Below are 25,286 nucleotides of genomic sequence, written 5' to 3'. Positions count from 1 at the left end.
TATATGAAAAGGAGCTGGTAATATGATTAACCTCGTCTGGTTTCTTATGGTAGCCATTGGTGTTGTCGTTGGAGCGGTCAACGGTAATATTGTGGCGGTGACAGAAGCTGCTTTTAATAGTGCAAAAACAGCAGTGGATATTTCTATTGGGCTCATCGGCATCATGGCCCTATGGCTTGGTATCATGAAGATTGCTGAGGAGGCGGGCTTAGTTAAAGCCTTGGCAAGAGCCTTAAGAGGAATTATGCGTCCTCTTTTTCCGGAGGTACCAGAGGATCATCCTGCTATGGGTGCTATGATTATGAACCTAGCTGCAAATATGCTGGGTTTAGGCAATGCTGCAACCCCATTAGGTTTAAAGGCTATGCAAGAGTTACAGAAGCTCAATCCTACGGAAGATACTGCTACAAATGCCATGGTTATGTTTTTAGCGATTAATACTTCATCGGTGACATTAATACCAGCGTCCGTTATTGCTATTCGAGCAGCCGCAGGCTCTGTCAATTCGGCAGAGATCATAGGACCTACCCTGATTGCCACCACAGCATCCACTATTGTAGCCGTAATCGCAGTGAAATGCCTTCAAAAATTACCTGCTTTTCAGATGAACATCAAAAATAATCATACTAAGAATGGATAAGGGAGGTAGAACGGATGAAATTTATTCAATTAATTTCTGATTTTGCAATTCCGCTGATTTTATTATTCATACCTGCCTATGGATATTTTAAGAAAGTGAAGGTCTATGAAAGTTTTACGGATGGTGCAAAGGAAGGTTTTCATACTGCCATTCGAATTATTCCTTATTTAGTTGCCATGTTGGTTGGAATTGGTATATTTAGAGCATCTGGGGCTATGGATATACTGACATCCCTATTAAGTCCAGTTACCAATATAATCGGCATGCCTTCAGAGACTGTACCGATGGCACTGATGCGACCTTTATCTGGTGGAGGCGCTACTGGAATAATGACAGATTTGATTACAACCTATGGTCCAGACTCTCTAATTGGCCGCATGGCATCTGTAATGATGGGATCTACAGAAACAACCTTTTATATTTTGGCTGTGTACTTTGGTTCTATATCTATTAAAAAAACGAGACACGCACTGCCCGCAGGTCTTATTGCAGATTTTGTAGGATTAGCAATAGCCGTAACTGTGACCGTATTAATGTTTTAAATGGATTTTAAATAGATAAAAGCTATATGGATATCAGAAAAAAACAATGAGAACTTTTATCAACTGTGAGTAGAATCACAGTTGTTTTTTTTCTTTGTGGGTATAATAAGCTCAAAGAATGAAATAGAGGGGGATGCATATGAAAATAATTGATTTGAATAAAAGTATTTATGATTTAAGTCAAAGGTATCCTGAAATCATCGATATTATGATTCATTTAGGATTCCAGGATATTGGAAAAAAAGGGATGTTGAATACGGCTGGTAGAATCATGACCATCTCCAAAGGTGCTTTGATGAAGGGCATTGAAATGGACGTAATAAGAAAAGAATTTGAAGATAGAGGGTTTTATATAAAATAATAAAGGAGGTATTGGTATGAGTGAATTAATTAACAACAGGGAACATCGACAAGAAATATTAAAGCAAATTATTAAGGATTTACACGCAGGTAAAGACCCGAAGGATGTAAAGGATCGCTTTGCACAACTGATTAAAGAGGTTTCGCCGACCGAAATTTCTGCTATGGAGCAGGGATTGATGCAGGAAGGAATGGCCATTGGAGAAATACAAAAATTATGTGATGTCCATGCAGAGATTTTCAAGGGCTCCATTGCAGAGATTCACAGCACAAAAAGTCCGGATAAAACACCGGGTCACCCCATCCATACATTTCAATTGGAAAATAGGGCCATTGAAAGATTAATTGCAGAGGAAATTTACCCACAAATTGAAAAGCTTAAAGAAAGCAAGGTGGAATCTCAGCTAGAGCCATTAAAGGAAAGCATCCAAAAGCTTCTAGAAATTGACCGACATTACAGTAGAAAAGAAAATTTACTATTCCCTTATTTAGAGAAATATAATATCACAGCGCCACCACAGGTCATGTGGGGTGTGGATGATGAAATTAGAGCCCATATTAAAGAAGTTCGGGATATGATCAAGGACTTTAATGGACAATGGGAACCATTATTTGCAAAGCTGGAGGAAGCAATTAATGGCATCAATGAGATGATCTTTAAAGAGGAAAATATTTTATTCCCAATGTCCCTAGAGACATTAACGGAGGAAGAATGGTACCATATCGCAGAAGAAGGTGTGGAAATAGGCTATTGCTTAGCAGAGCCAATGGCTCAATGGAAACCTGAAAAAACAGAAACCTACAGAGAAGATACAAAAGCCATTGAGAATGTGGACATAGAAAAGGATCTCCTAAACTTTGAAAGTGGGATTTTAACCTTAAAGCAAATTGAAAATATGTTCAACCATTTACCACTAGACATTACTTTCATAGATGAAAACGATACAGTGAAGTATTTTTCTCTAGGAAAGGAAAGGATCTTCCCTAGAACAAAAGCCGCCATTGGAAGGGATGTTCACAATTGTCATCCGCCAGCAAGCGTTCACATTGTTGAAAAAATATTAAACGATTTTAAGAGCGGCGCAAAAGATAGTGAAGAGTTTTGGATTCAAATGGGCGAAATTTTTGTCTATATCCGTTACTTTGCCGTTCGAGATCAAGAAGGTAAATATATGGGTACCTTAGAGGTGACACAGAATATCAAGCCCATTCAACAGATCACAGGAGAGAAAAGATTGCTCACTGAACAATAAATAGTAAAAAACACCCCTTATTTTAGCAAAAAACGGGATGAAATAAAAATAGGAAAAATTTAAAATATATGTAATGTTGATATAATTAGTGCTATATGCCTATGAGATGGGGCTATAGCACTGATTTTTGTATGTAGATATATTTGTATTATTCATCTGAATGCTAGAACATTGTATGGAAGTACACTCAATATATAAAAGGGGAATAATTATAATATGGATAATATTAGAAAGAAATATAAGACGCTCATGTATGGCAGCATCATTATAATGTGTACTATTCTCAGTATAATATATATCGTTTTTACAAACGGTGTACAAAGCTCCTATAGAAAGTATTCGGGCGATCTGATATTGGATGTAAAAAAATCATTTTTAAAAGATACTGTAAATAATATCATTATAATGACGGAGCAGATTCAGCAAGGTTTAGAGGATGAATATAGCGATTTATTAGTAGATACAGTGAAGTATTTAAAGGAAGTATATCATGTTGCGCCAGAGGATTTTCTAGCCAATATGGAGAGGTACTTCAATAATAACTTCAATGATTGTAAATTTAATATTATAGTGCTGAACAAATTAAATAGCAAAATTGTCTATAAAAATGAGTCGCTGATTTACGATGATCAGGTGGATTCTATATTGAATGTAAACCGTATCAAGGCATCTTCTGGTTATTATGAAGAAGATTCCTGTGGACCATATTATATTTTTATCGGTATAAAAGAGGACTATATAAAGAACTATACTCAGGAGAACTTATATAAAAAAATACATAGTTTTAAGTTCTCCAATCATAGTTATATTTGGGTCAACGAAATTATAGATTTTGAAGGTGGAGACAATTATGCCATCCGGCTGATCCATCCCAATTTAAAGGAAAGTGAAGGCGAATATCTGTCTACGAATATAAAAGATATAAAAGGTAACAACCCTTATTTGGTAGAACTCAACGGTGTGAAAGAAAAAGGAGAGATATTTTTTACCTATTATTTTAAAAAGATAAACAGTGATGAAATCTCTGAAAAATTATCTTATGCAAAGCTATATGACAAATACAATTGGGTCATCAGTATGGGGGTCCATCTGGATGATATCGGTGTATATATCGATAAAACAGATCTGACCAACCAAGTACTGATGAAAAGGATGATCCGTACGATTGTGATGTTTACCGTATTTGTGATCTTGGTTAGCCTCAGCTTCGTATATTTTTTAGAAAAATGGTATTATAGAAATTCAAATACCTATTTAAAAGAAGAAATCATAAAGGACCCATTGACCAACGCGTTTAATCGGCGCGGTGCTGTAAAGGATCTAAGTGCCTCCTTTCAAGAGTACGTAAATAACAACGAAAATTCCGCTGTAATATTGTTTGATATCGATGACTTTAAAAATGTGAATGATGTGTATGGACATGACGTGGGAGATGAAGTCCTTGTAAGCTTGGTCAGCACAATCAACCAAAACATAAGGAATACGGACAGATTGTATCGCTGGGGTGGAGAAGAGTTTTTATTGGTCTGTAATGGTTTGGAAGAAAATAATCTTTCGGATCGTCTGAATAGATTGTTAGAGGATGTATCCAAGATTTACTATGGCGATGGAGAGAAAAATATTACCATATCTGTAGGCGCATCTTATTTTAAGGAAGAGGATACGACCTTTGAATCTTCATTAAAAAGAGCCGATATGGCGCTATATAACGCAAAGGTCAATGGAAAAAATCAGTTCTGTATCCTGTAATACATATTGATTTTTAAAATAGAATTTTAAAATCCCATACTGGATATGCCCTTTATGAGATCGCAAAGATGAAATGATTGCGGATCTTGTAAGGGGCATATTCATATGGGATTTTAATAAATTTCATTAAGGGCAAGATTTAGTAACTGCTATTTAAATAGTGGTGTTTTACAAGTGCTTTGTTTCTGTTCTCCACAAATGCATCAATTAATTGCGCCTGTCGTATTACAGATTCTTGAGTAAGCTCTTTTAATGGTAATTCCCTTTCTATAGAAAGGCGAATATGGAAATGTTTAATATTCAGTGAGAAAATTGTAGATGACATATGAATTCCTCCTCTATTAAAAATTGAATGGATTGTTGGTGAACTTACTTATAGTTTACATTGATGTGTAATGACCAGATCTATAGGAATTTCATAATTGATTCATGAAATTTTGAGTGGAATATAGGGTTAGGGCAATGGATCCATCCAAAATAAAATCTGAATGCAATCTTAACATCTAAAACATTTACAAGTATATTGGGCAGGACTATAATATATATAATTAAATGGGCTTATTGATATTATTGAGAAATAGATATAGATTGATTAAGATCTTTTAGGAGTGGATAGTACATGAAGAATCTAGTTCATATTGGTTTAGATGTAGGCTCAACAACGGTTAAATTAGTGGTTTTAGATAAAAACTATAAGATCATCTACAGCAGATATGAAAGGCATTATGCAGATATTCGAAAGACCATCAAGGAACTATTAAATGATACCTATGCGTACTTTGCAGATTATGATATCAAGATCATGACAACCGGCTCAGGAGGGCTGTCCGTCTCTAAATGGCTGAATATCTCCTTTGTTCAAGAGGTCATCGCCAGCACCAATGCCATTGAAAAGTTCTGTCCTCAGACTGATGTTGTCATAGAGTTAGGCGGAGAAGATGCTAAAATTACCTATTTATCAGGGCAAATAGAGCAGCGAATGAATGGAACCTGCGCTGGTGGAACGGGAGCCTTTATCGATCAGATGGCTTCACTACTACAGACCGATGCAATGGGTTTAAATGAACTTGCTAAAAAATATAATACAATATATCCAATCGCTTCCAGATGTGGTGTTTTTGCAAAAACAGATGTGCAGCCTTTATTGAATGAAGGTGCGCCGAAGGAAGACATTGCTGCATCCGTCCTGCAAGCGGTTGTAAATCAGACCATAGGTGGACTTGCTTGTGGAAAGCCCATTGTTGGTAATGTTGCTTTCCTTGGAGGTCCATTATATTTTTTATCAGAGCTTAGAAAAAGGTTTATCGAAACTTTAGCTCTTACGGAAAAAGAAGTGATTTTCCCTAAGGAATCCCAGCTATTCGTTGCTATTGGAGCGGCTTTAGGGTCCATTGAGGAAAAACGAATTTCCTTTAAAGAATTAATGGATCGAGGGAATGTTCTAAAGGAAGAAATCAACCATACGGTGAATATTTTAAGACCACTTTTTTCTACGGAAGAAGAATTAATAGAATTTAAAGCGAGACACGAAAAAGATAAGGTAAAAAGAGAACAACTTGAAGGCTACAAGGGAAACTGTTATTTGGGCATCGATGCAGGGTCCACTACCACAAAGCTGGCACTCATTGGGGAGAACGGTGCCTTGCTGCATTCCCATTATGGCAGCAATGAAGGTAGCCCGTTTAATTCTACAGTTAGTGCTTTAAAGGCGTTGTATCAAGTATTGCCAAAGGAAGCGAAAATCGTCTATTCTACAGTTACAGGATATGGAGAAGCACTGCTAAAATCAGCTCTATCTATTGATATTGGAGAAATAGAGACGGTGGCCCACTATAAAGCGGCACAGTTCTTCCTACCGGGTGTAGATTTCATCCTAGATATTGGTGGGCAGGATATGAAGTCTATGAAGATTAAAGATGGCGTTATCGATAATATCATGCTGAATGAAGCGTGTTCTTCCGGTTGCGGTTCTTTTTTAGAGACCTTTGCTCACTCCATGAACTTGGAAATCGGTGAATTTGCAAATCGATCCTTAGAATCGAAAGCGCCCGTGGATTTAGGTACAAGATGTACCGTATTTATGAATTCCAGTGTGAAACAAGCGCAGAAAGAAGGCGCTACCATCGATGATATTGCGGCAGGACTTTCTTACTCTGTAATGAAAAACGCCCTATTTAAAGTCATCAAAATCAGAGATCCAAAGGAGCTTGGAGATAAAATCATCGTTCAAGGAGGAACCTTCTTAAACAATGGTGTTCTAAGAGCCTTTGAGCTGGTTTCTGGAAAGGAAGTTGTAAGGCCGGATATTTCAGGAATTATGGGAGCCTTTGGAGCAGCCTTAATCGCCAGAGAGCGTTATCGGGACGGCGTAGAGACCACCCTTGTGACAGAAGAAAACCTAAAAACCTTTCAGATGGAAACCAGCACGAGAAGATGCGGACTATGCGGCAATAACTGTCTATTGACTGTCAATGCTTTCTCTGATGGGAAGCATTTTATTACAGGAAATCGATGCGAGCGTGGTGCTGGTATTGAAAGGAAGAAGGATACCGTACCAGATTTATATGCTTATAAATACAAGCGAGTATTTGGATATAAACCACTAAAAATAGAGGAATCAAAAAGAGGCATTGTAGGGATTCCGAGGGTTTTAAATCAATATGAGAATTATCCATTTTGGTTCACCTTTTTTACAAACCTAGGCTTCCGAGTAGAATTGTCCCCAAGATCCTCCAAGGAGATCTTTGAAAAGGGGATAGAAACCATTCCATCGGAGTCTGTTTGTTATCCTGCAAAGCTGGTACACGGTCACGTAATGGCACTGGTTGAAAAGGGAATCCAGTTTATTTTCTATCCGTGTATCCCTTATGAAAAAAAAGAGCAAAAAGAAGCAGAGAACCACTATAATTGCCCAATTGTAACCTCCTATCCAGAAGCAATTAAGAATAATATGGAGGTGCTCAAGGAAAGGGATATTCTGTTTATGAATCCATTCCTTCCACTGGACGATAAAAAACGATTGAAGGAGCGCCTTTTCGATGAGTTTGCCTCTATGAACATATCAAAGGGAGAAATCAATCGAGCAGTAGAGGAGGCTTGGGCTGAGAATGAACGGTTTAAAGCCGACATTCGTAATAAAGGAGAAGAAGTATACCAATATATTAAAGATAGAGGAATGAAAGCCATCGTGCTGGCGGGTAGACCGTACCAGATCGATCCAGAAATACACCACGGTATTTCTGAGCTCATCACCTCTTTCGACATCGCTGTCCTAACAGAGGATTCCGTTGCCCATCTAGGCGCTGTCCGTCGACCTTTAGGGGTTGTGGATCAATGGATGTACCATTCTAGGCTATATGCTGCCGCTACCTTTGTAGCCAGGGAGCCTAATGTAGAGCTGATTCAACTGAACTCCTTCGGCTGTGGCTTAGATGCTGTTACCACAGATGAAGTAAAGGATATCCTTGGTAGATGGGGAAAAATCTATACAACTTTAAAGATTGATGAAGGAAATAATTTAGGAGCAGCCAGAATCAGAATTCGCTCATTAAAAGCGGCTCTGGAGGAAAGAGATAGAATCGGTTTTAAACCGAAGGAAATTGAAAAGCCTGCTGAAAGAATGATTTTTACAAAGGAAATGAAGGAAAAGCATACCATATTGGTGCCGCAAATGTCACCGATTCATTTTCAATTTTTAGAAGATGCCTTCAGAGCCGCTGGGTATAATTTAGTAGTGCTGCCTTCCGTAGATAAAAAAGCCGTAGAAGAAGGGCTGAAGTACGTCAATAATGATGCCTGCTATCCGTCCATTATGGTGGTGGGACAGATTATAGAAGCCTTAAAATCGGGACAGTATGATAAGAACAATGTTTCTGTTATGATATCCCAAACTGGCGGTGGATGTAGAGCCACCAACTATATCGGATTCTTGAGAAAAGCATTAAGAGACGCAGACCTGGGTCATATTCCAGTGGTGTCCTTAAATGCTGGGGGCTTAGAAAAGAACCCTGGCTTTAAAATAACACCTTCCCTTTTAAATAAAAGTATGATGGCACTTTTATATGGGGATTTATTTATGCGGGTTGTTTATAAAGTAAGACCTTATGAGAAAATACCGGGATCTACCAATTTGTTGTATGAAAAATGGGTAACCATATGCAAGGAAGCCGTAAAGAGAGGCAGCTTTAAGGAATTTAAGCAGATTGTAAATCAAATTGTAAAGGATTTCGATAATTTAGAGATCAGAGACATTAAAAAGCCAAGAATAGGGTTGGTAGGGGAGATTTTGGTTAAATTCCATCCAACTGCGAATAATAATATTGTAGATATCATCGAAAATGAAGGTGCTGAGGCGGTCATGCCAGATCTGACAGACTTTTTGCTATACGTTGCCTTCGACAAAAAATTTAATAAGGAATACCTGTCTGGAAGCACTAAAGGAAAATACGGTGGACTGGCAGCCATCAGAGTTATCGAATACTACCGTAAGCCCATGGTGAAGGCTTTAGAAAACAGTAAGCGATTTGAGCCGCCAAAGCCAATTGAGGCGCTGGCAGAAAGTGCATCCCAGGTTCTTTCTCTAGGGAATCAAACTGGGGAGGGATGGTTCCTAACGGCGGAAATGATAGAGCTCATAGAAAGCGGCGCACCGAATATATTGTGTATGCAGCCATTTGCTTGTCTACCGAATCATGTTACGGGCAAAGGAATGATTAAGGAACTGAAAGCTAGATATCCAGAATCTAATATTGCAGCAGTGGATTACGATCCAGGTGCAAGTGAAGTGAATCAGTTAAACCGAATCAAGCTGATGCTGGCCGTTGCATTTAAAAATTTAAATCAGGATAAAAAGCAAGAAAATACTTCCGATGAAGAAGAACTTAGAGAAATATTACAGGGTTCTTAAAAATTTTGAATTATTTGACTTGACTTTCTCTAGCATTGAACTGTATAATAGGATTTAAATTAATAAGCTTAAAATATAAAGGCATTGAAGAGGCCAGTAGTAAAGAGCATCTGCTTTCAGAGACACAATCATTTTGGTGAAAGATTGTGACAGTACTTTTTATGAAGATCCCCTCGGAGCTGAAAATCTGAAAGAGAGTAAGATTTTTCGTCAGCATACGTTACATGCATTGAGTGATAGAATGTGATCCTATGTAGTTGGATAGTACTATATTCTATAATCAGGGTGGTACCGCGATCAATTTATGAATTCGTCCCTAAGTCATTTGACTTAGGGACTTTTTTTTTGAGCACTTGAAACTCTAAGCTTTACCTAGAGTTGAGTGCGACATAAAGTTTGTGAGCCAGAGCGAACAAATTTTATTTTATGACCTAACCCAATTTATGCGACCATAAGGAGCAATAAATTGATGGTAGGTCAAACGCAACGAGCACCAAATTTGCACGACCAGAGGGAGTGAACAAATTTGAGTTGCGAGACTGCGAGATAACCCAATTTATGCGACCATAAAGAGCAATAAATTGATGGTAGGTCAAAGGCAACGAGCACCAAATTTGCACGACCAGAGGGAGTGAACAAATTTGAGTTGTGAGACTGCGGAAATATGTCAATAATCAAGTAATAATAAATGTTAGAAAGTCTATATTAATTTTAGAAAAGAAAGGATGATCGATATATGAAAGGATTTAAAGTTTTATCCAATGCACCAATTGCAGAAAGAGAAACGAAAGTATCTCAATATTGGGAAGAACATAATATACTTGATAAAAGTATCGAAACCCGTGAAGGAAAAGAGCCTTTTATATTCTACGAAGGGCCGCCAACAGCTAACGGAAGACCAGGAATTCATCACGTTATGGCTAGAACACTAAAAGACTCTGTATGTAGATACAAAACCATGAGAGGCTACCAAGTAAAAAGAAAAGCTGGATGGGATACCCATGGACTTCCCGTAGAAATTGAAGTAGAGAAGCAATTAAAGCTTGCCAGCAAGCAGGATATAGAAAAATATGGTATCGCTGAATTTAACCATAAATGTAGAGAGTCTGTATTTACCTATGAGAAGCAATGGAGAGAGATGACCAAGAGAATGGGATACTCCATCGATTTGGATAACCCATATATCACTTTGGATAACAATTATATCGAATCCGTATGGTGGATTTTAGATAAATTCTTTAAAGAGGGTTATATCTATGAGGGTCATAAGATTCTGCCGTATTGTCCACGCTGTGGAACGGGATTAGCATCTCATGAGGTTTCCCAAGGATATAAAGAAATAAAATCCAATACGGTAATTGCACCATTTAAAGTAAAAGATAAGGAAGAGTACTTCCTTGTATGGACAACAACACCTTGGACATTGGCTGCCAACGTAGCATTGACAGTACATCCAGAAGTCGTATACGTTAAAGCAAAGCTGAACGACAAAGTTTATTACGTTGCAGAAAAGCTAGCGAAAAAGGTATTGGGTGAAGAATTTGAAGTAATTGAAACCGTCTTAGGGAAAGATTTAGAATACATGGAATATGAGCAGCTGATGGATTTCGTAAAACCAGATAAGAAAGCATTCTTCGTTACATTGGCAGATTACGTTACAACGGAAGATGGTACTGGAATCGTTCACTCTGCACCTGCCTTTGGTGAGGATGACTATCAAACAGGAAGAAGATACAACCTACCGGTACTTCAACCAGTAAACGAAGAAGGAAAATACACAGCAACCCCATGGGAAGGCAGATTCGTTATAGACTGCGACGTAGATATTATCAAATGGCTACATGCAGAAGGTAAGCTATTCCACAAGGAGAAGTTTGAACATAATTATCCGCACTGCTGGAGATGCTCCACACCGCTTCTATACTACGGAAAGCCAAGCTGGTATATTGAAATGACAAAGCTAAAGGACAAGCTGATTGAAAATAACAACGCTGTCAATTGGTTCCCAGACTTCGTTGGAGAAAAGCGTTTTGGAAACTGGCTGGATAACCTAAATGACTGGGCAATATCCAGAAGCCGTTATTGGGGAACACCGCTGAATATTTGGCGATGCGGCTGTGGCCATACGACATCCGTTGGTTCCAGAGAAGAATTGGTTCAAAAAGCCATTGAGCCAATTGATGAGACTATTGAACTGCACAGACCGTATGTAGATGATATTCATTTAAAATGTGAGCACTGTGAAGGCACTATGACCAGAGTATTGGACGTTATTGACTGTTGGTTCGACAGTGGTGCTATGCCATTTGCACAACACCACTATCCGTTTGAAAACAAAGAAAACTTTAACGAATTGTTCCCAGCGGATTTCATCTGTGAGGGTATTGACCAAACCCGTGGATGGTTCTATTCTCTAATTGCGATTTCAACCTTTGTGATGGGTGTTTCTCCTTACAAAAATGTACTGGTAAACGATTTAATTTTAGATAAAGAAGGAAGAAAAATGTCTAAATCTAGAGGCAACACCGTCGATCCATTTGAGCTATTCGACAAATACGGTGCCGATGCCCTAAGATGGTATTTACTATTTGTATCCCCAGCTTGGTCTCCAACAAAATTTGATATTGAGGGATTGAAGGAAGTACAAAGTAAATTCTTTACGACCATCCAAAACGTATATGCATTCTTTGCTTTATATGCAAATACAGATGAAATCAATATCAATGACTTCTTTATCGAATATAAGGATAGACCGGAGCTAGACCGATGGATTCTTTCAAAATACAACAACCTAATCGCTGAGGTAACTGCAGAATTAGATGTTTATGACCTAACAAAGGCAGTTCGTAAAATCCAAGATTTCTTGAATGAAGACTTATCCAACTGGTATATTCGAAGAGCAAGACGTCGCTTCTGGGCTACAGAGTTAACTGATGATAAAAAAGCGGTATACAATACCACTTATGAAATCTTAGAAGGATTGTCAAGAATGGTGGCGCCAATTGCTCCATTTATAGCAGAAGAGCTATACCAAAACTTAACTGGAGAGCTATCTGTACACATTGCAGATTATCCAGTAGCGAAGGAAGAGCTGATCGACAAAGATGTAGAGGAAAGAATGGACTTAGTGCGAGATTTAGTAGGCCTTGGAAGAGCAGCTAGATCTGGAGCTAAAATTAAGGTTCGTCAGCCACTTCAAAAAATATTGGTAGATGGTAAGTATGAAGATTTAATTTCAGATTTAGTGCCATTAATTGAAGAAGAGCTAAATATTAAAGAAGTTGTTTTCGAGAAGAACTTAAGAGATTTTATGAACTTTAGCTTAAAGCCAGACTTTAAGACAGCAGGTTCCATCCTTGGAAGCAAAATAAAATCCTTAGGAAAAGCCTTAGCTGGATTAGATGCATCGGAAGTAGTGCCAAAGCTAGAGTCTGGTGAAACGATAGAGATTGAACTGGACGGAGAGATGACACCGATCGTCAAAGACTACGTGATGATTACCATATCTGCAAAAGAAGGTTTTACTGTAGAGATGCAAAATAACTTATTCGTTATTCTAGATACCAACTTAACAGAAGAGCTAATCAATGAAGGATTTGCCAGAGAGTTTATTTCTAAGGTACAGCAATTAAGAAAAAATAGCGGATTTGAAGTTGCAGACAATATCAATATCTACTTCCATGGGGATGATGAAATTGCCAATGCACTAGAAATCCACAAAGACTACATCATGCAAGAAACACTAGCAGTGAAAGTAGAAAGAGTAAAAGATGAGAGCTTAGAGGTACAAAATCTAAACGATCATAATACAGGAATAAAAGTAGAGCGAATTTAATTGATAAAAGAGCATTCGGAAAATCTGAGAGGATTCTTCCCAATGCTCTTTTTTTAACCACTTGAAATTTAAACAGCGCTTTACATTAAGTGCGCCATAAAGTTTAAGCGTAAAAGTGAAGAAACTTTATATCAACTTCTTTTTTGCAAGAACGTAAATTACAATAAAACCAATCACAATAAAAATAAAAGTAAAGATGCCTTGATACCAAAGATTCATAACCATACCTCCAATTAGTTAAAAATAAGATTCTACACATAATATCCATGAATTCATGTAACAATATACAGGACGAGGGCTTCATTGAGATCGAACTTATTTATAGTATCGGTCTAAAATAAAGATCTATGCATTGGAGGGTTTTTTATGAAATTGTTTATCGAAATCGTCATACAGACATTTTTAGCGTTTTTTGCAATACTGTTCATTACACGGATACTAGGCAGACAGCAGCTCTCTCAGCTCAGTATGCAGGAATATATCAACGGCATCACCTTTGGTTCTATTGCTGCAACCTTGGCGACGGATATCGATCAGAGAACCTGGCAGCATTTAATTGGATTGTTTTTATTTGGTATATTAACATTCATCGTATCTTACATATCCGGTAAGAATATAAAGTTTGCCCGGTTAATGCAGGGAGAAGCTGAAATTATCATACAAGATGGAAAGATTTTAGAGAAAAACCTACAACGATTTCACTATACCATTGATGATGTATACCATCTTTTAAGGAAAAAGGATGTATTTAATATCAAGGATGTAAAATATGGAATTTTAGAAACTACAGGAGAAATCAGTGTGATCAAAGTGGCAGATAAGACAGAAGTTACCTTAGGTGACTTGAAGCTTCAAGGAGAAGAAGACGATATCAAGACAGAGATCATCATCACAGGGAATATTATCTATGAAAATCTATTGAAGCGGAATCTTACAGCAAAATGGCTCATGGGACAGCTAAAGGTCCAAGGGATTCAAGATGTGAGAGATGTTTTCTATGCCAATTTAGACGAACAGAATAATTTATACATCGATCAATACCGCGATAAGATACAGAAAAATTAAATACAATGTTAAAATATGAAAAATACATTGTAAGGTTTCTTTATAACCAATAGAAAAGCTCTACTTTGAAAGTGCAAAAAGGACTTGACCGTAAATAAGTTTGAAGAAAAGCTTCTAAAGAAGGGTACTTTAGAAGCTTTTCTTATATGGTGAGCATAAAATCCTTTACACAAGCAAATACCTCTCGAATATAGTACTTCGTTGTCAAAAAAATATTCGGATAGTTTTTAGCAGCAGCGCCACTTGCGGACATATCTAAACGCTTTGCAATCATTAGAGCTCTGGACATATGAAAGGAATTTGAAACGATAATGGCACTTTTTAGGTCCTTCTCTTTCATAATTGCATTGCTGTAGGACAGGTTCTCATAAGTACTGTAGGAATGATCCTCCTCTAATATGGCACTTTCAGGAACGCCATTGTTCATCAAATATATTTTCATGGCAAGGGCCTCTGTTATCAACTCGTCGTCCCCTCGAGCTCCGCTGACGATAATGGTATCTGCAAAGCCCTCGTTATAAAGTGTTAAGGTTTTTTCTAGTCGATACTGTAGCATAGGAGAAGGTTTGTCCCCATACAGTCTAGCCCCAAGTACAATGATCACATCGGATTGAACAGGGGCCAATCTAAAGGGTATTATTATAATGAAAAACTGTATTATAGTAAAGATGGATATACCGAATAAACATAGGATGGGAATTAATTTTTTAAGCTTCATAGAAACCTCCATTCAAATTTTATGAATTCTTGTTATTCCTATTATAACAAGAAAACTGATCCTACAACAACCATGGTGTTTAGGATTTGTTCAATAGCGCCTTGACAAAGGAATGTGTACTATGGTAGACTAATACAAAATAAATACATCGACAATACGCTGTCGACCTTTAAGAATGGTCCTGTGAGGCTGGGAAGGGAGTAATTTAGATGGAGTTCATCACTGCGTGTTTTTTTCATGTCTTTTTTACAATCAAAGAAAATCATATTATAAAAAATAAGAACAAAATGGTGTATTCTGCTTTGTTTATGTTCTTGTTTTCAAAATTTAAATTTACAATAAACCCTAGGGCAATGGAGAAATTATTCATTTTATAATTTTTCTGTTGTCCTTTTTATGATTTAACCCAATTTATGGGGCTGAAAGAAGCAATAAATTGATGGTAGGTCAAACGCAACGAACACCAAATTTGCACGACTGAAAGGAGTGAACAAATTTGAGTTGTGAGACTGCGACACATTCAAGAAAAACAGGAGTTAACTTGGAAGAAAACCCATGATAGGTCAAACACAAGATTTTATCTTCGAAGAGAATCCATATAAGATAAATTAAAAAATTAAAGCAAGAAAATGACTATAGAAAAGGAGGGCAAAGCATGAAGCTATTAATTAAAAATGGTAGGGTAATGGACCCAGAAACAGGAATGGATCAGGTTCAAGATGTATTGGTTTTCAATGAAACCATAGTGGAGATAGGAGAGACAATCCATGTAGAAGCGGATTGCATCATGGATGCAAAGGGATATTGGGTGGTGCCGGGTCTGATCGATGTCCATGTCCACCTTCGAGAACCCGGCTATGAACACAAGGAAACCATAAAAACTGGAAGTAAAAGTGCGGCAAAGGGAGGGTTTACAACCATATGCTGTATGCCAAACACCAATCCAGCAATAGACTCTGTAGAGGTTGTTCGATATATTCAAAAAAGGTCCGAGGAAGAAGCAGTGGTCAACGTTCTACCTATCGGCAGTATAACGAAGGGACAGGCTGGAGAAGAACTTGTGGATATTAAAGGTCTTGCAGAAGTAGGTGTTTGTGGAATCAGTGAAGATGGAAAAACCTTAATCAACAGTGCATTGCTGAAGAAAGCCATGAAAGAGGCTAAAGCTTGTGATATTCCTGTATTTTCTCACTGCGAGGATCATCTCTTGGTGGAGGGTGGTGCCATGAACGAAGGACAAAGAGCAGAGACGCTGGGAATCAAAGGCATTGGCAATGATTCTGAAGAAGTGATGATCGCTAGAGAGATTATCCTAGGAAGAAATACGGGCGTAAAGCTTCATATCTGCCATGTCAGCATCAAAGAAGGAGTGGATTTAATCAAGACAGCTAAGGAACGGGGAGTGTGGGTAACGGCAGAGGTTTGTCCCCATCACTTTACTTTAACGGATGAGATTGTAGAAAAGGATTTTACCAATGCTAAAATGAACCCGCCGCTGAGGGCGAAGGAAGATGTGGACGCAATTAAGAGGGGTTTAGCAGAGGGTATTATTGATATCATCGCTACGGATCATGCACCGCACACGGAAAATGAAAAGGATACAGAGTTTCACAAGGCGCCCTTCGGCATTGTAGGCTTTGAAACGGCTGTACCTTTAGGGATTACAGAACTTGTAGAAACAGGCCTGTTGACACCCCTTCAATGGATTGAAAAGATGACCTTGAACCCAGCAAAATTGTTAGGAAGCAATAAAGGAAGGTTACAGGTGAACCAATGTGCGGATATCACCATTATCGATCCTGATGCAGTATATGAAATCGACATTCACAGCTTTGCATCGAAAAGCAAGAACAGTCCATTCCATGGTAGAAAGGTGAGGGGAAAGGTGGTTCATACCATAGTGGGAGGAAGAATTGTTGTAGAGAACGGAGCGTTAAAATAATTCATAGAGGAGGAAATAAAATGATCGATCAGTTGATAGAAAAAATAGAGAAAACAGGTGCGCCAATTGTTGTAGGGCTGGACCCAAACTTATGCTTTATACCGAAGCACATCAAGGAAGAAGCCTTTGAGTGCTATGGAAGAACACCAAAGGCGGTAGCAGAAGCCTTTTATAGATTCAATAAAGAAATCATCGATGAGATTTATGATATTGTTCCTGCTGTAAAGCCGCAGATTGCAATGTACGAGCAATATGGCTACCTGGGAATTGAAGCCTATATTAAAACCGTAGACTATGCTAAGCAAAAAGGGCTGATGGTAATCGGCGACATTAAAAGAAGTGATATTGCATCTACAGCAGAAGCCTATGCCAATGGTCATATCGGAGAAATCGAAATAGAGGGAAGCCGTCATACCGTATTCAATCACGATGCCATCACATTGAACCCTTATTTAGGAGTAGATTCCATCGAACCTTATATTGAAAACTGTAGAAAGCTGGATAAAGGCTTATTCATTCTGGTAAGAACCTCCAATCCAAATAGCGGAGAGTTTCAAAATCTAGATGTGGGTGGAGAAAAGCTTTGTGAAAGGGTGGGTCGCTCCGTTCATCAGTGGGGAGGGGTGGTCATAGGAAAAAGAGGCTATAGCGCAATCGGTGCCGTCGTAGGGGCAACACATCCAGAGGATGCAAAAACACTTCGAAAGATTATGCCCAACAACTTTTTCTTGGTTCCGGGCTACGGCGCTCAAGGTGCTAAGGCAGAGGATTTGAAGGATTATTTCAATAAGGACGGTCTCGGTGCCATTGTTAATTCCTCAAGAGGGATCATCGCCGCCTATAAGGATGAGCGATATAAAAATCGATTTACAGAGGAAGCATTTGCATTGGCTTCTCGTGAAGCCGCGGCTGAAATGAAAAAGGATTTAGAAAAGGTCTGGAGGTAGATTTGATGAAGCGGATGAATGGAGCAAGAATATTAGAAAATAAAGAACTTGTATCGGAGATTTATGAGATGGTACTTTTCTCTAAAGAAATCGCAGCGATAGCCAAGGCAGGACAGTTTTTAAATATCTATTGCAATGTCCCAGGAAGAATCTTACCAAGACCGATCAGCATCAGCCAGATTCATAGAGAAGAGGGTACAGTGACCATTGTATATAGTGTTGTAGGCAAAGGAACCAAGGCGCTGAGCCAGATGGTAATGGGAGAGGAAATCCAAGTGATGGGACCCTTGGGCAATGGCTTTATGATTCAGGAGGAATGTGCACATCCTATTATCATAGGAGGGGGAATCGGTACACCGCCTTTACTGGAATTGGCGAAACAGCTCCAAGGCAATGTGGCGGTGTATTTAGGCTTTCGAAGGAATCCTATTTTAGTTGAAGCATTCGAAAAGATCGGTGCCAAGGTTTATGTGGCTACAGAGGATGGCATGGACGGTGTAAAGGGCAATGTGATGGATATTCTGAGGGAGAAAAATCCAAAGGTGGATATGGTCTATAGCTGTGGACCAAAACCAATGTTGAGGGCTATTGCACAGTGGGCGGAGGAAAAAGGTGTGAAAGCGCAGGTTTCCATGGAAGAGAGGATGGCCTGCGGCATTGGCGCTTGTGTGGGCTGTACCTGCAAGACCAGTACGGATAAAAAACAGGTCATGAACAAAAGGGTCTGCAAGGATGGACCTGTATTTTGGAGCAACGAGGTGATTTGGCATGACTAGAAGGAACATGGGGGTCCATATTGCAGGGATACAACTTAAAAACCCTGTCATGACGGCCTCTGGAACCTTTGGATCTGGAAGAGAGTATTCGGAGTTTGTGGATTTAAATCAATTGGGAGCCGTTGTGGTGAAAGGCGTGGCCAATGAGCCTTGGAGCGGTAATCCTACCCCACGAATTGCAGAAACCTACGGTGGTATGCTGAACAGCGTGGGACTTCAAAACCCAGGGGTAGAAGCGTTTATTAAAGACGATATCCAGTTTTTAAGACAGTACGATACGAAAATCATCGTAAACATTGCAGGCAGAACTGTGGCGGATTATTGTAAGGTAACGGAAAAACTGGGGGATGCAGACATTGATTTAATAGAGCTGAATATCTCTTGCCCCAATGTAAAGGCAGGCGGTGTAAACTTTGGAACGAACCCTGCCATGGTGGAAGAAGTTACAAAAGCAGTAAAGAAGGTAGCAAGGCAGCCTTTAATCGTAAAGCTGACGCCCAATGTTACGGATATCGTAGAAATTGCAAAGGCAGCTGTAGCTGGTGGGGCAGATGCAATTTCTTTAATCAATACATTACTGGGTATGGCCATCGATATCCATGGAAGAAAGCCAATTTTGGCCAATGTGGTGGGTGGTCTTTCTGGGCCAGCCATAAAGCCGGTGGCTCTTCGGATGGTTTACCAAGTAGCCAATGCAGTTCAGGTACCCATCATCGGTATGGGTGGCATTGCAACGGGAGAGGATGCCATCGCGTTCATGCTGGCAGGTGCTACAGGTGTGGCGGTAGGTACGGCAAATTTTATGAACCCAAGAGCAACCATGGAGGTATTAGAGGGCATCGAAGATTATATGGATCAATATAATATTGAGGATATCCATGAAATAATCGGGAAATTATAGGGAGGAATTTAAATGTTGAATGAAAAAAGAGTGATTGAAATATTGGAGGAATCCAAGGTTTTATTAAAGGGACATTTCTTATTAACCTCTGGAAGACACAGCAACGAGTATATGCAATGTGCGCAGATTCTCCAATATCCAGAATTCACAGAAGAGCTTGCAAAGGGATTGGCTGAGGAATTTAAGGAGGACAAGATCGATATGGTCATCGGACCTGCCATGGGCGGCGTGATCATCGCCTATGAAATGGCAAGACAGCTGAAGGTAAAGAATCTGTTTGCAGAGAGAGAGAATGGAAAAATGGTTTTAAGAAGAGGCTTCACTATTCCGGAGGGCACTAGGGTGTTAATTGCGGAGGATGTGATCACCACGGGAGGCTCCGTAGTTGAGGTTGCAGAGGTTGTAAGGGAGCAGGGTGGAGAAGTGGTAGGTGTTGCTGTATTAGTAGATAGAAGCAATGGTGCCATCAATTTCGGCACAAAATTAAGAGCTGCCTTAACGACGGAGGTAAAATCCTATGAGGCTCAGGAATGCCCGCTTTGTAAAGAGGGAAAGATCGACCTTGTAAAGCCTGGAAGCAGAAAAATAAAATAAAAAGAGATAAAATTTCATAGGAGATGTTGAGCTTTCATAAGTATTTTGAAGCTTCAACATCTTTTTACATCTTTAATTAAAGAACTATTGCTTTAAATTTTTGATATCATCTTTTCAGGGAAGTTTGATATAATAAATAAAACAAACGACAAAAATAATGAACATAGGATGGTATTTTATGAGAATAGAAACAGAGAATAACACCATAGAGTTTGATATTCAATTTGGGAAGCGTAAAAAATTAGCAATTCATATCGATACCATAGGTCGTATCACTGTGAAAGCGCCTAAAAATACAAGTGAAGATATCATCATAAATGCTGTAAGACAGAATGAGAAGTGGATTCAAGATAAATTAGAGGAAATTTTAAAATTGAAAAAAAGTTTGGAAATCAGAAGCTACGATGAACAAGGAAAATTTCTGTATTTAGGGAAAGAATATTTTCTGCATGAATTAATCGATACAGAGGGGCTCAGCGAAGAGGCGCTCAAAGGAAATCTAAATAAATTTTATAGGACTCAGTGTAAAAAAATCATCGAACAGCGAATTCAGATCTATCAGGAGCAGCTGGGTGTAAAGCCGAAGGTTGTGGAATTTGGCGACTATAAAAGTCAGTGGGGAAGCTGTAATACCAATAAAAGAATCGCCTTTAATTATAGACTAATCATGGCACCGCTGGAAGCCATCGACTATGTAATTGTACATGAGCTATGCCATTTGCTCCATATGAACCATGACCGATCCTTTTGGCGGCGTGTTGGCAGTATTCTACCGGATTATAAGGAACGCCAAAAGTTTCTAGCTACCAATGGAAGACGGCTGACCTTTATGATACTGGCAGCCGTCCTTCCGAAACTATATCTGATGGGAGAATGGAAAATTCATTGATCCTATGAAGCGATGAACTTTGTCATAATTGTCCCGTTTTTTACCTTCAGTGTCAATGTAGGTGCAGCAATTTCAATATTTCCAAGTAATAGGGCCATTAAAGCCATTCGCACATATACACCCATTTTTGCTTGTTCAAAATATTTTGCACGAGGGTCACGGTCGACCTCCGTATGGATTTCGTTGACCCTTGGCAGTGGATGTAGGATGATTAGATCCTGTTTAGCATTTTCAAGGAGGCTATTGGTCAATATATAGCTGTCCTTCAGTTTTTCGTAATCCTCTTGGTTTAAAAACCTTTCCTTTTGAATTCGCGTCATATATAGAATATCAATTTCAGCCATATGCTTTTCTAAAGAATCAGTTTCTGTGATTTTTACATTGTATTTCTCTATAACTTCGGTTTTGAGATCTTCTGGAATAGGAAGCTCCGGTGGTGAGATTAAGATGAACTCCATGTCAGGAAAACGGCTCAATGTTTTTAAAAGGGAATGTACCGTTCTACCGAATAATAAATCACCGCAGAATGCAACCTTTAACCCTCTGATTTCACCGTGATATTTTTGGATGGTAATCAGATCTGTTAATGTTTGTGTAGGATGCTGGTGACCACCATCGCCACCGTTGATCACTGGAACCGTAGAATACTGTGAAGCTTCCCTAGGGGTTCCCGCAACGGGATGTCTCATAACCAAGATATCTGCATAATCGTCTAATACACGGATGGTGTCAGCAACGCTTTCGCCCTTCGTAACAGAGCTTGTGGTAACATCAGAGAAGCCTAAAACCGTTCCACCCATTCGTAGCATTGCAGATTCAAAGCTTAAACGTGTTCTTGTGCTAGGCTCAAAGAACATGGTACCTAAAATTTTACCTTCACAAACCTTGCTATATTTTGCTGGATTTTGTTCCATATCCAATCCTAAATTGATGATTTCATGAATTTCATTGAATGTTAATTGATCTGGATCGATTAAGTGTTTTCCTTTTAATGGCATAAAAAAACCTCCCTAGCTATTAATTTGATTTTAATAATTGATGGGAGTATCCACACACTCCCTTTTTAGCCTCTCTGGACTAATTTAAAGGTAATCTAAGTTCGATAAATATTCATTTTTTACATTATAGCACTGATGAATTTGATTGTCAATTTGCATAGCATATATTTTTAAGATCAGTTTATTAAGATCATTTTTAATCAATATATTGCTATGAATTAAGATACATATTAATAATTAAATACTTGAAAGATCTTTATCCAGAGTGGTGGAAGAACTTAGTCCTGCTAAACTTGACAATGGGTAGCAATACACGGTGTTAATTCCAACAAAGCAAAGGCTTTGAACATAAGAGTGTTACTTAAATTTTAAACCACTTTCTTAAGGACGGTAGCTTTTTTTATTACATAAAAAATTAGACTTTATTATTCCAGTAAATCTAGAGGATGTATGGGCACATTATGGGATTATAGCCAATTCAAACTACTCCATCATTCAAAATGTGCGGCTGGTAAAGCTTCAACGTAGTCTATTAAAATCAAAAAATAGTTTATTCTACTTATCCGGTTGTATGTGGGTCTGAAGCAGAGGGCTGTGACGAGGTGTATGTTGGAAGAATCAGAAGAGATTTTAGTGTGGACTCCCGATTGAATCTATGGGTAGTTGCTGATAATATTAAAAAAGGTGCAGCAACCAATGCAGTACAAATAGGGAACTATTAATTAATGGACAGGAGATGATGAAATGGTAAATATTGCATTGCTAGGCTTAGGAACCGTAGGCACTGGCATCGTTGAAATACTAGAAAAGCAGAATAAAGGAATTCAGATAAAGAAAATATTAGTGAACAACCTTCATAAGAAAAGAGCAGTAAACATTCAGCCAGAGATTTTGTGTACAGATTTTGAGGAAATTTTAAATGATAACAGCATCAAAATTGTAGTGGAAGTTACCAGTGATATGGAAAAGGGTTACGAATATATCAGGAAATCCTTAGAATGCGGTAAACATGTAATTACAGCTAGTAAAGCCATTGTATCGAAATATTTTGAGGAATTGTCCCAGCTTGCACAAAACAATGAGGTAGCATTTTTATATGAAGCTAGTGTTGGTGGCGGAATCCCTGTACTGAAGCCATTAAAGGAGGAATTGGAAATTAACGAGGTCTTGGAGATTCAAGGGATTTTAAATGGGACAAGTAACTATATTTTAAGTAGGATGGTAGAGGAGGGCATGGATTATTCCAGTGCCTTAAAAATAGCCCAGGATCTAGGCTATGCAGAGGCTGATCCCAGCGCTGATGTAGATGGGCATGACACCCTTAGAAAACTGAGAATACTAGGCACCTTAGGATTACAGGGGAAAATTTTAGAAGAAGATATTTTACTCAATGGGATCAGTAATATCACAGCCTTTGATATAGAGCAAATAAAAGGGATGAATTCCACTGTGAAATTAGTTGGTGAGGTGAAAAATCTTGGCAATGCATTCACCGCAACGGTACAGCCTACAATCATCCATAAAAATTCTTACTTAGCAAATGTCAATATGGCTTTCAATGCGATCAATATCAAGGGGAATCATGTAGGTGATATCAATTTCTATGGACCAGGTGCAGGTAAGCTGCCAACGGCAAGTGCTGTATTAACTGATGTAATGGATGTTGTAAATAATACATATCGAAAAAAGAATCCATTAGGAAAAAGACAGCTGAAAAATGCCAATCATAAGATTCAGGGGAAGTTTTATCTCAGGGTTCCAAACCGTAAAGAACTTTTAGAGCAGCTTGATATGGTTGCAGATCAAATGATATCTTCAAAGGAGCATACTGCAATCGTTACAAAGGAAGTATCTTTTATGGCGTTGATGGACTTCGTTGAAGGATTTGGGTTGAAGAAAGAAGAGTATTTTCTAGGTAGAATTTTTAAATAAAGAAGGAGAGGGTTATTTTAAACGTAAAAATCACATAAAAAGAACTGAAATTAAATGTATTTTTTATTGCTTTAATATGGATGAATTATAAATTGGACTAAGATTTTGACAATTTACGAAAAGAAAGCTAGAATATAGTATAAGTATTGAAGGAGCACTATTTAAAATATGAACTACATAAGGATTTGGAGTGGATAAAATTGAGCTGTATAGAGGTGCAAAAATTTTTGGATGATCGAAATCTTCCACATAAAATAATGTATTTAGACGAAAGCAGTGCTACTGTAGATTTAGCTGCACAAGCAATTGGTGTTGAACCAGCCATGATTGCAAAGACATTGGCCTTTAAATTGAAGGATAAAAATATAGTGATCGTAACTTGTGGAACAGCTAGAATCGATAATAAAAAGTATAAAGAGGCCTTTGGTTGTAAAGCTAAAATGATGAATTTTGAGGAGACATTAGAAGCAACCGGACATCCTGTAGGTGGTGTTTGTCCTTTTGGCTTGCCGGAAAATATTGAAATTTACATGGATGAATCTTTAAAGGCTTTTGAAATCGTTTATCCAGCAGCAGGAAGTGGAAACTCTGCCATAAAGATGGGTGTGGAAGAAATGAAAGAAATTACAGGTGCAGAGTGGGTAGATGTTTGTTAAACATTAAGTCTGCTGTAGGAAGAGAGAAGATGAAGGATTGAGTAGTAGGAGGTAGAAGACTATATATACCATTTTAGATCTGTTAGATAAATTTATTGATATCGAAGAGCATTCATATAGAATTTATGATAACATCGTAAAAACAGAGGCCGTTCCTCAGGCTATAAAGGCCATGGCCAGTGTATTGACCAGAGAAGAGATTCGGCACGTTAGAATATACAAAGATCTTAAAAAAGAATTAGAGGGCAAAGATGATTTAGCCATTGATTTTGAATTATATGATACGGCACACAAGATCGTCTCTGATTTTAAACGAAGAATGATTCATATAAAGATAGAAAATATTGATGACTTACTCAAATATACCTTAAACTTTGAGAAAGATAATTTGGCAATGGTAATCCGTATTCAGGGAATTCTAGTAAGAACCCTTGAAGATGAACATACAAAACCCTATGTGGCCTTGAGCAAATTAATTGAAGAGGAGAAGGGTCATATTGAGAATATAGAGAAATTTATTGATTAATTATATGAAAAGAAATAAATGGATAAAGGGTTACTAATTGAAGAAGGACTTTAACAG

The 25,286-nt window shown here is 38.3% G+C and carries 20 protein-coding genes, 1 pseudogene and 1 other annotated feature; of the genes and pseudogenes, 18 read left to right on the top strand and 3 right to left on the bottom strand.

Annotated elements, in window-relative coordinates:
- Positions 1-22 precede the first annotated feature (22 nt).
- From CLOS_RS11460 to CLOS_RS11440, 5 genes are all read left to right on the top strand, one after another.
- Positions 23-640, top strand: a complete 618-nt coding sequence (locus CLOS_RS11460) for a nucleoside recognition domain-containing protein (RefSeq protein ID WP_012160047.1) — start codon at positions 23-25, stop codon at positions 638-640.
- A gap of 14 nt (positions 641-654) precedes the next feature.
- Positions 655-1,182: a spore maturation protein gene (locus CLOS_RS11455; RefSeq protein WP_012160046.1), complete on the top strand. Its 528-nt coding sequence runs from the start codon at positions 655-657 to the stop codon at positions 1,180-1,182.
- A 139-nt stretch (positions 1,183-1,321) separates the two neighbouring features.
- Complete coding sequence (locus CLOS_RS11450) at positions 1,322-1,543, top strand: DUF1858 domain-containing protein (RefSeq protein WP_012160045.1); 222 nt, start codon at positions 1,322-1,324, stop codon at positions 1,541-1,543.
- A 16-nt stretch (positions 1,544-1,559) separates the two neighbouring features.
- Positions 1,560-2,795: a DUF438 domain-containing protein gene (locus CLOS_RS11445; protein ID WP_012160044.1), complete on the top strand. Its 1,236-nt coding sequence runs from the start codon at positions 1,560-1,562 to the stop codon at positions 2,793-2,795.
- A 216-nt stretch (positions 2,796-3,011) separates the two neighbouring features.
- Positions 3,012-4,544 carry a sensor domain-containing diguanylate cyclase gene (locus tag CLOS_RS11440; protein WP_012160043.1) on the top strand — a complete coding sequence of 511 codons (1,533 nt, stop codon included), beginning with the start codon at positions 3,012-3,014 and terminating at the stop codon, positions 4,542-4,544.
- Between the two features lie 139 nt (positions 4,545-4,683).
- Here CLOS_RS11440 and CLOS_RS11435 read toward each other — a convergent pair whose 3' ends face one another.
- A complete protein-coding gene (locus tag CLOS_RS11435; RefSeq protein ID WP_041719308.1) occupies positions 4,684-4,869 on the bottom strand; it encodes a hypothetical protein in 186 nt (61 codons plus the stop codon).
- A 294-nt stretch (positions 4,870-5,163) separates the two neighbouring features.
- Between CLOS_RS11435 and CLOS_RS11430 the strand changes: the two genes are divergently transcribed.
- From CLOS_RS11430 to CLOS_RS11420, 3 genes are all read left to right on the top strand, one after another.
- Entirely contained in the window at positions 5,164-9,450 is a 4,287-nt protein-coding gene (locus CLOS_RS11430; RefSeq protein WP_012160042.1) for a 2-hydroxyacyl-CoA dehydratase, read from the top strand.
- Positions 9,451-9,525: 75 nt separating this feature from the next.
- Positions 9,526-9,771, top strand: a binding site (T-box leader).
- A 415-nt stretch (positions 9,772-10,186) separates the two neighbouring features.
- On the top strand, positions 10,187-13,285 hold the full coding sequence (ileS, locus tag CLOS_RS11425; RefSeq protein ID WP_012160041.1) for an isoleucine--tRNA ligase: 3,099 nt from the start codon (positions 10,187-10,189) through the stop codon (positions 13,283-13,285).
- 366 nt (positions 13,286-13,651) lie between these two features.
- A complete protein-coding gene (locus tag CLOS_RS11420; RefSeq protein WP_012160040.1) occupies positions 13,652-14,350 on the top strand; it encodes a YetF domain-containing protein in 699 nt (232 codons plus the stop codon).
- A gap of 142 nt (positions 14,351-14,492) precedes the next feature.
- On the opposite strand, the gene CLOS_RS11415 is transcribed toward CLOS_RS11420, so the two are convergent.
- The gene (locus CLOS_RS11415) at positions 14,493-15,068 is read right to left on the bottom strand and encodes a YdcF family protein (protein ID WP_012160039.1); all 576 of its coding nucleotides are present in this window, start codon (positions 15,066-15,068) and stop codon (positions 14,493-14,495) included.
- A gap of 655 nt (positions 15,069-15,723) precedes the next feature.
- On the opposite strand from CLOS_RS11415, the gene CLOS_RS11410 reads away from it, so the two are divergent.
- From CLOS_RS11410 to CLOS_RS11385, 6 genes are all read left to right on the top strand, one after another.
- Entirely contained in the window at positions 15,724-17,010 is a 1,287-nt protein-coding gene (locus CLOS_RS11410; RefSeq protein WP_012160038.1) for a dihydroorotase, read from the top strand.
- A gap of 20 nt (positions 17,011-17,030) precedes the next feature.
- Positions 17,031-17,957 carry an orotidine-5'-phosphate decarboxylase gene (pyrF, locus tag CLOS_RS11405; protein ID WP_012160037.1) on the top strand — a complete coding sequence of 309 codons (927 nt, stop codon included), beginning with the start codon at positions 17,031-17,033 and terminating at the stop codon, positions 17,955-17,957.
- Between the two features lie 5 nt (positions 17,958-17,962).
- A complete protein-coding gene (locus CLOS_RS11400) occupies positions 17,963-18,733 on the top strand; it encodes a dihydroorotate dehydrogenase electron transfer subunit (RefSeq protein WP_012160036.1) in 771 nt (256 codons plus the stop codon).
- On the top strand, positions 18,726-19,634 hold the full coding sequence (locus CLOS_RS11395) for a dihydroorotate dehydrogenase (protein WP_012160035.1): 909 nt from the start codon (positions 18,726-18,728) through the stop codon (positions 19,632-19,634). Before CLOS_RS11400 ends, CLOS_RS11395 begins: the two co-directional genes overlap by 8 nt.
- A 12-nt stretch (positions 19,635-19,646) precedes the next feature.
- The gene (gene pyrE / locus CLOS_RS11390; protein ID WP_012160034.1) at positions 19,647-20,228 is read left to right on the top strand and encodes an orotate phosphoribosyltransferase; all 582 of its coding nucleotides are present in this window, start codon (positions 19,647-19,649) and stop codon (positions 20,226-20,228) included.
- A 178-nt stretch (positions 20,229-20,406) separates the two neighbouring features.
- Positions 20,407-21,117, top strand: coding sequence for a M48 family metallopeptidase (locus CLOS_RS11385; RefSeq protein WP_012160033.1), 711 nt, complete (start codon positions 20,407-20,409; stop codon positions 21,115-21,117).
- A gap of 2 nt (positions 21,118-21,119) precedes the next feature.
- Here the strand turns inward: CLOS_RS11385 and pyrB are convergent, their stop codons facing one another.
- Positions 21,120-22,115: an aspartate carbamoyltransferase gene (gene pyrB / locus CLOS_RS11380; protein WP_012160032.1), complete on the bottom strand. Its 996-nt coding sequence runs from the start codon at positions 22,113-22,115 to the stop codon at positions 21,120-21,122.
- A gap of 581 nt (positions 22,116-22,696) precedes the next feature.
- Here pyrB and CLOS_RS16455 point away from each other — a divergent pair.
- The 4 genes and pseudogenes from CLOS_RS16455 to CLOS_RS11365 all read left to right on the top strand — a co-directional run.
- Positions 22,697-22,837, top strand: a pseudogene (locus CLOS_RS16455) (Asd/ArgC dimerization domain-containing protein); the annotation flags it as partial.
- 22 nt (positions 22,838-22,859) lie between these two features.
- A complete protein-coding gene (locus CLOS_RS11375) occupies positions 22,860-24,047 on the top strand; it encodes a homoserine dehydrogenase (protein WP_012160031.1) in 1,188 nt (395 codons plus the stop codon).
- A gap of 227 nt (positions 24,048-24,274) precedes the next feature.
- Positions 24,275-24,703: a YbaK/EbsC family protein gene (locus CLOS_RS11370; protein WP_012160030.1), complete on the top strand. Its 429-nt coding sequence runs from the start codon at positions 24,275-24,277 to the stop codon at positions 24,701-24,703.
- 172 nt (positions 24,704-24,875) lie between these two features.
- Positions 24,876-25,229: a hypothetical protein gene (locus CLOS_RS11365; RefSeq protein WP_041719301.1), complete on the top strand. Its 354-nt coding sequence runs from the start codon at positions 24,876-24,878 to the stop codon at positions 25,227-25,229.
- The last annotated feature ends 57 nt before the right edge of the window (positions 25,230-25,286 follow it).

The organism is Alkaliphilus oremlandii OhILAs (genome assembly GCF_000018325.1).
GTDB classification, from domain to species: Bacteria; Bacillota; Clostridia; order Peptostreptococcales; family Natronincolaceae; genus Alkaliphilus_B; species Alkaliphilus_B oremlandii.
The sequence above is the reverse complement of the archived record's forward strand: the minus strand, read 5'-3'. Positions and strand labels throughout refer to the sequence as shown.

Coding starts and splice junctions, on each gene's coding strand:
- CLOS_RS11460 (WP_012160047.1), top strand. CDS start 23: ATGATTAACCTCGTCTGGTTTCTTATGGTAGCCATTGGTGTTGTCGTT.
- CLOS_RS11365 (WP_041719301.1), top strand. CDS start 24,876: ATGGCCAGTGTATTGACCAGAGAAGAGATTCGGCACGTTAGAATATAC.
- CLOS_RS11400 (WP_012160036.1), top strand. CDS start 17,963: ATGAAGCGGATGAATGGAGCAAGAATATTAGAAAATAAAGAACTTGTA.
- CLOS_RS11445 (WP_012160044.1), top strand. CDS start 1,560: ATGAGTGAATTAATTAACAACAGGGAACATCGACAAGAAATATTAAAG.
- CLOS_RS11440 (WP_012160043.1), top strand. CDS start 3,012: ATGGATAATATTAGAAAGAAATATAAGACGCTCATGTATGGCAGCATC.
- pyrE (WP_012160034.1), top strand. CDS start 19,647: ATGTTGAATGAAAAAAGAGTGATTGAAATATTGGAGGAATCCAAGGTT.
- CLOS_RS11450 (WP_012160045.1), top strand. CDS start 1,322: ATGAAAATAATTGATTTGAATAAAAGTATTTATGATTTAAGTCAAAGG.
- CLOS_RS11395 (WP_012160035.1), top strand. CDS start 18,726: ATGACTAGAAGGAACATGGGGGTCCATATTGCAGGGATACAACTTAAA.
- CLOS_RS11410 (WP_012160038.1), top strand. CDS start 15,724: ATGAAGCTATTAATTAAAAATGGTAGGGTAATGGACCCAGAAACAGGA.
- CLOS_RS11420 (WP_012160040.1), top strand. CDS start 13,652: ATGAAATTGTTTATCGAAATCGTCATACAGACATTTTTAGCGTTTTTT.
- CLOS_RS11430 (WP_012160042.1), top strand. CDS start 5,164: ATGAAGAATCTAGTTCATATTGGTTTAGATGTAGGCTCAACAACGGTT.
- pyrB (WP_012160032.1), bottom strand. CDS start 22,115: ATGCCATTAAAAGGAAAACACTTAATCGATCCAGATCAATTAACATTC.
- CLOS_RS11455 (WP_012160046.1), top strand. CDS start 655: ATGAAATTTATTCAATTAATTTCTGATTTTGCAATTCCGCTGATTTTA.
- CLOS_RS11415 (WP_012160039.1), bottom strand. CDS start 15,068: ATGAAGCTTAAAAAATTAATTCCCATCCTATGTTTATTCGGTATATCC.
- CLOS_RS11435 (WP_041719308.1), bottom strand. CDS start 4,869: ATGTCATCTACAATTTTCTCACTGAATATTAAACATTTCCATATTCGC.
- pyrF (WP_012160037.1), top strand. CDS start 17,031: ATGATCGATCAGTTGATAGAAAAAATAGAGAAAACAGGTGCGCCAATT.
- ileS (WP_012160041.1), top strand. CDS start 10,187: ATGAAAGGATTTAAAGTTTTATCCAATGCACCAATTGCAGAAAGAGAA.
- CLOS_RS11375 (WP_012160031.1), top strand. CDS start 22,860: ATGGTAAATATTGCATTGCTAGGCTTAGGAACCGTAGGCACTGGCATC.
- CLOS_RS11385 (WP_012160033.1), top strand. CDS start 20,407: ATGAGAATAGAAACAGAGAATAACACCATAGAGTTTGATATTCAATTT.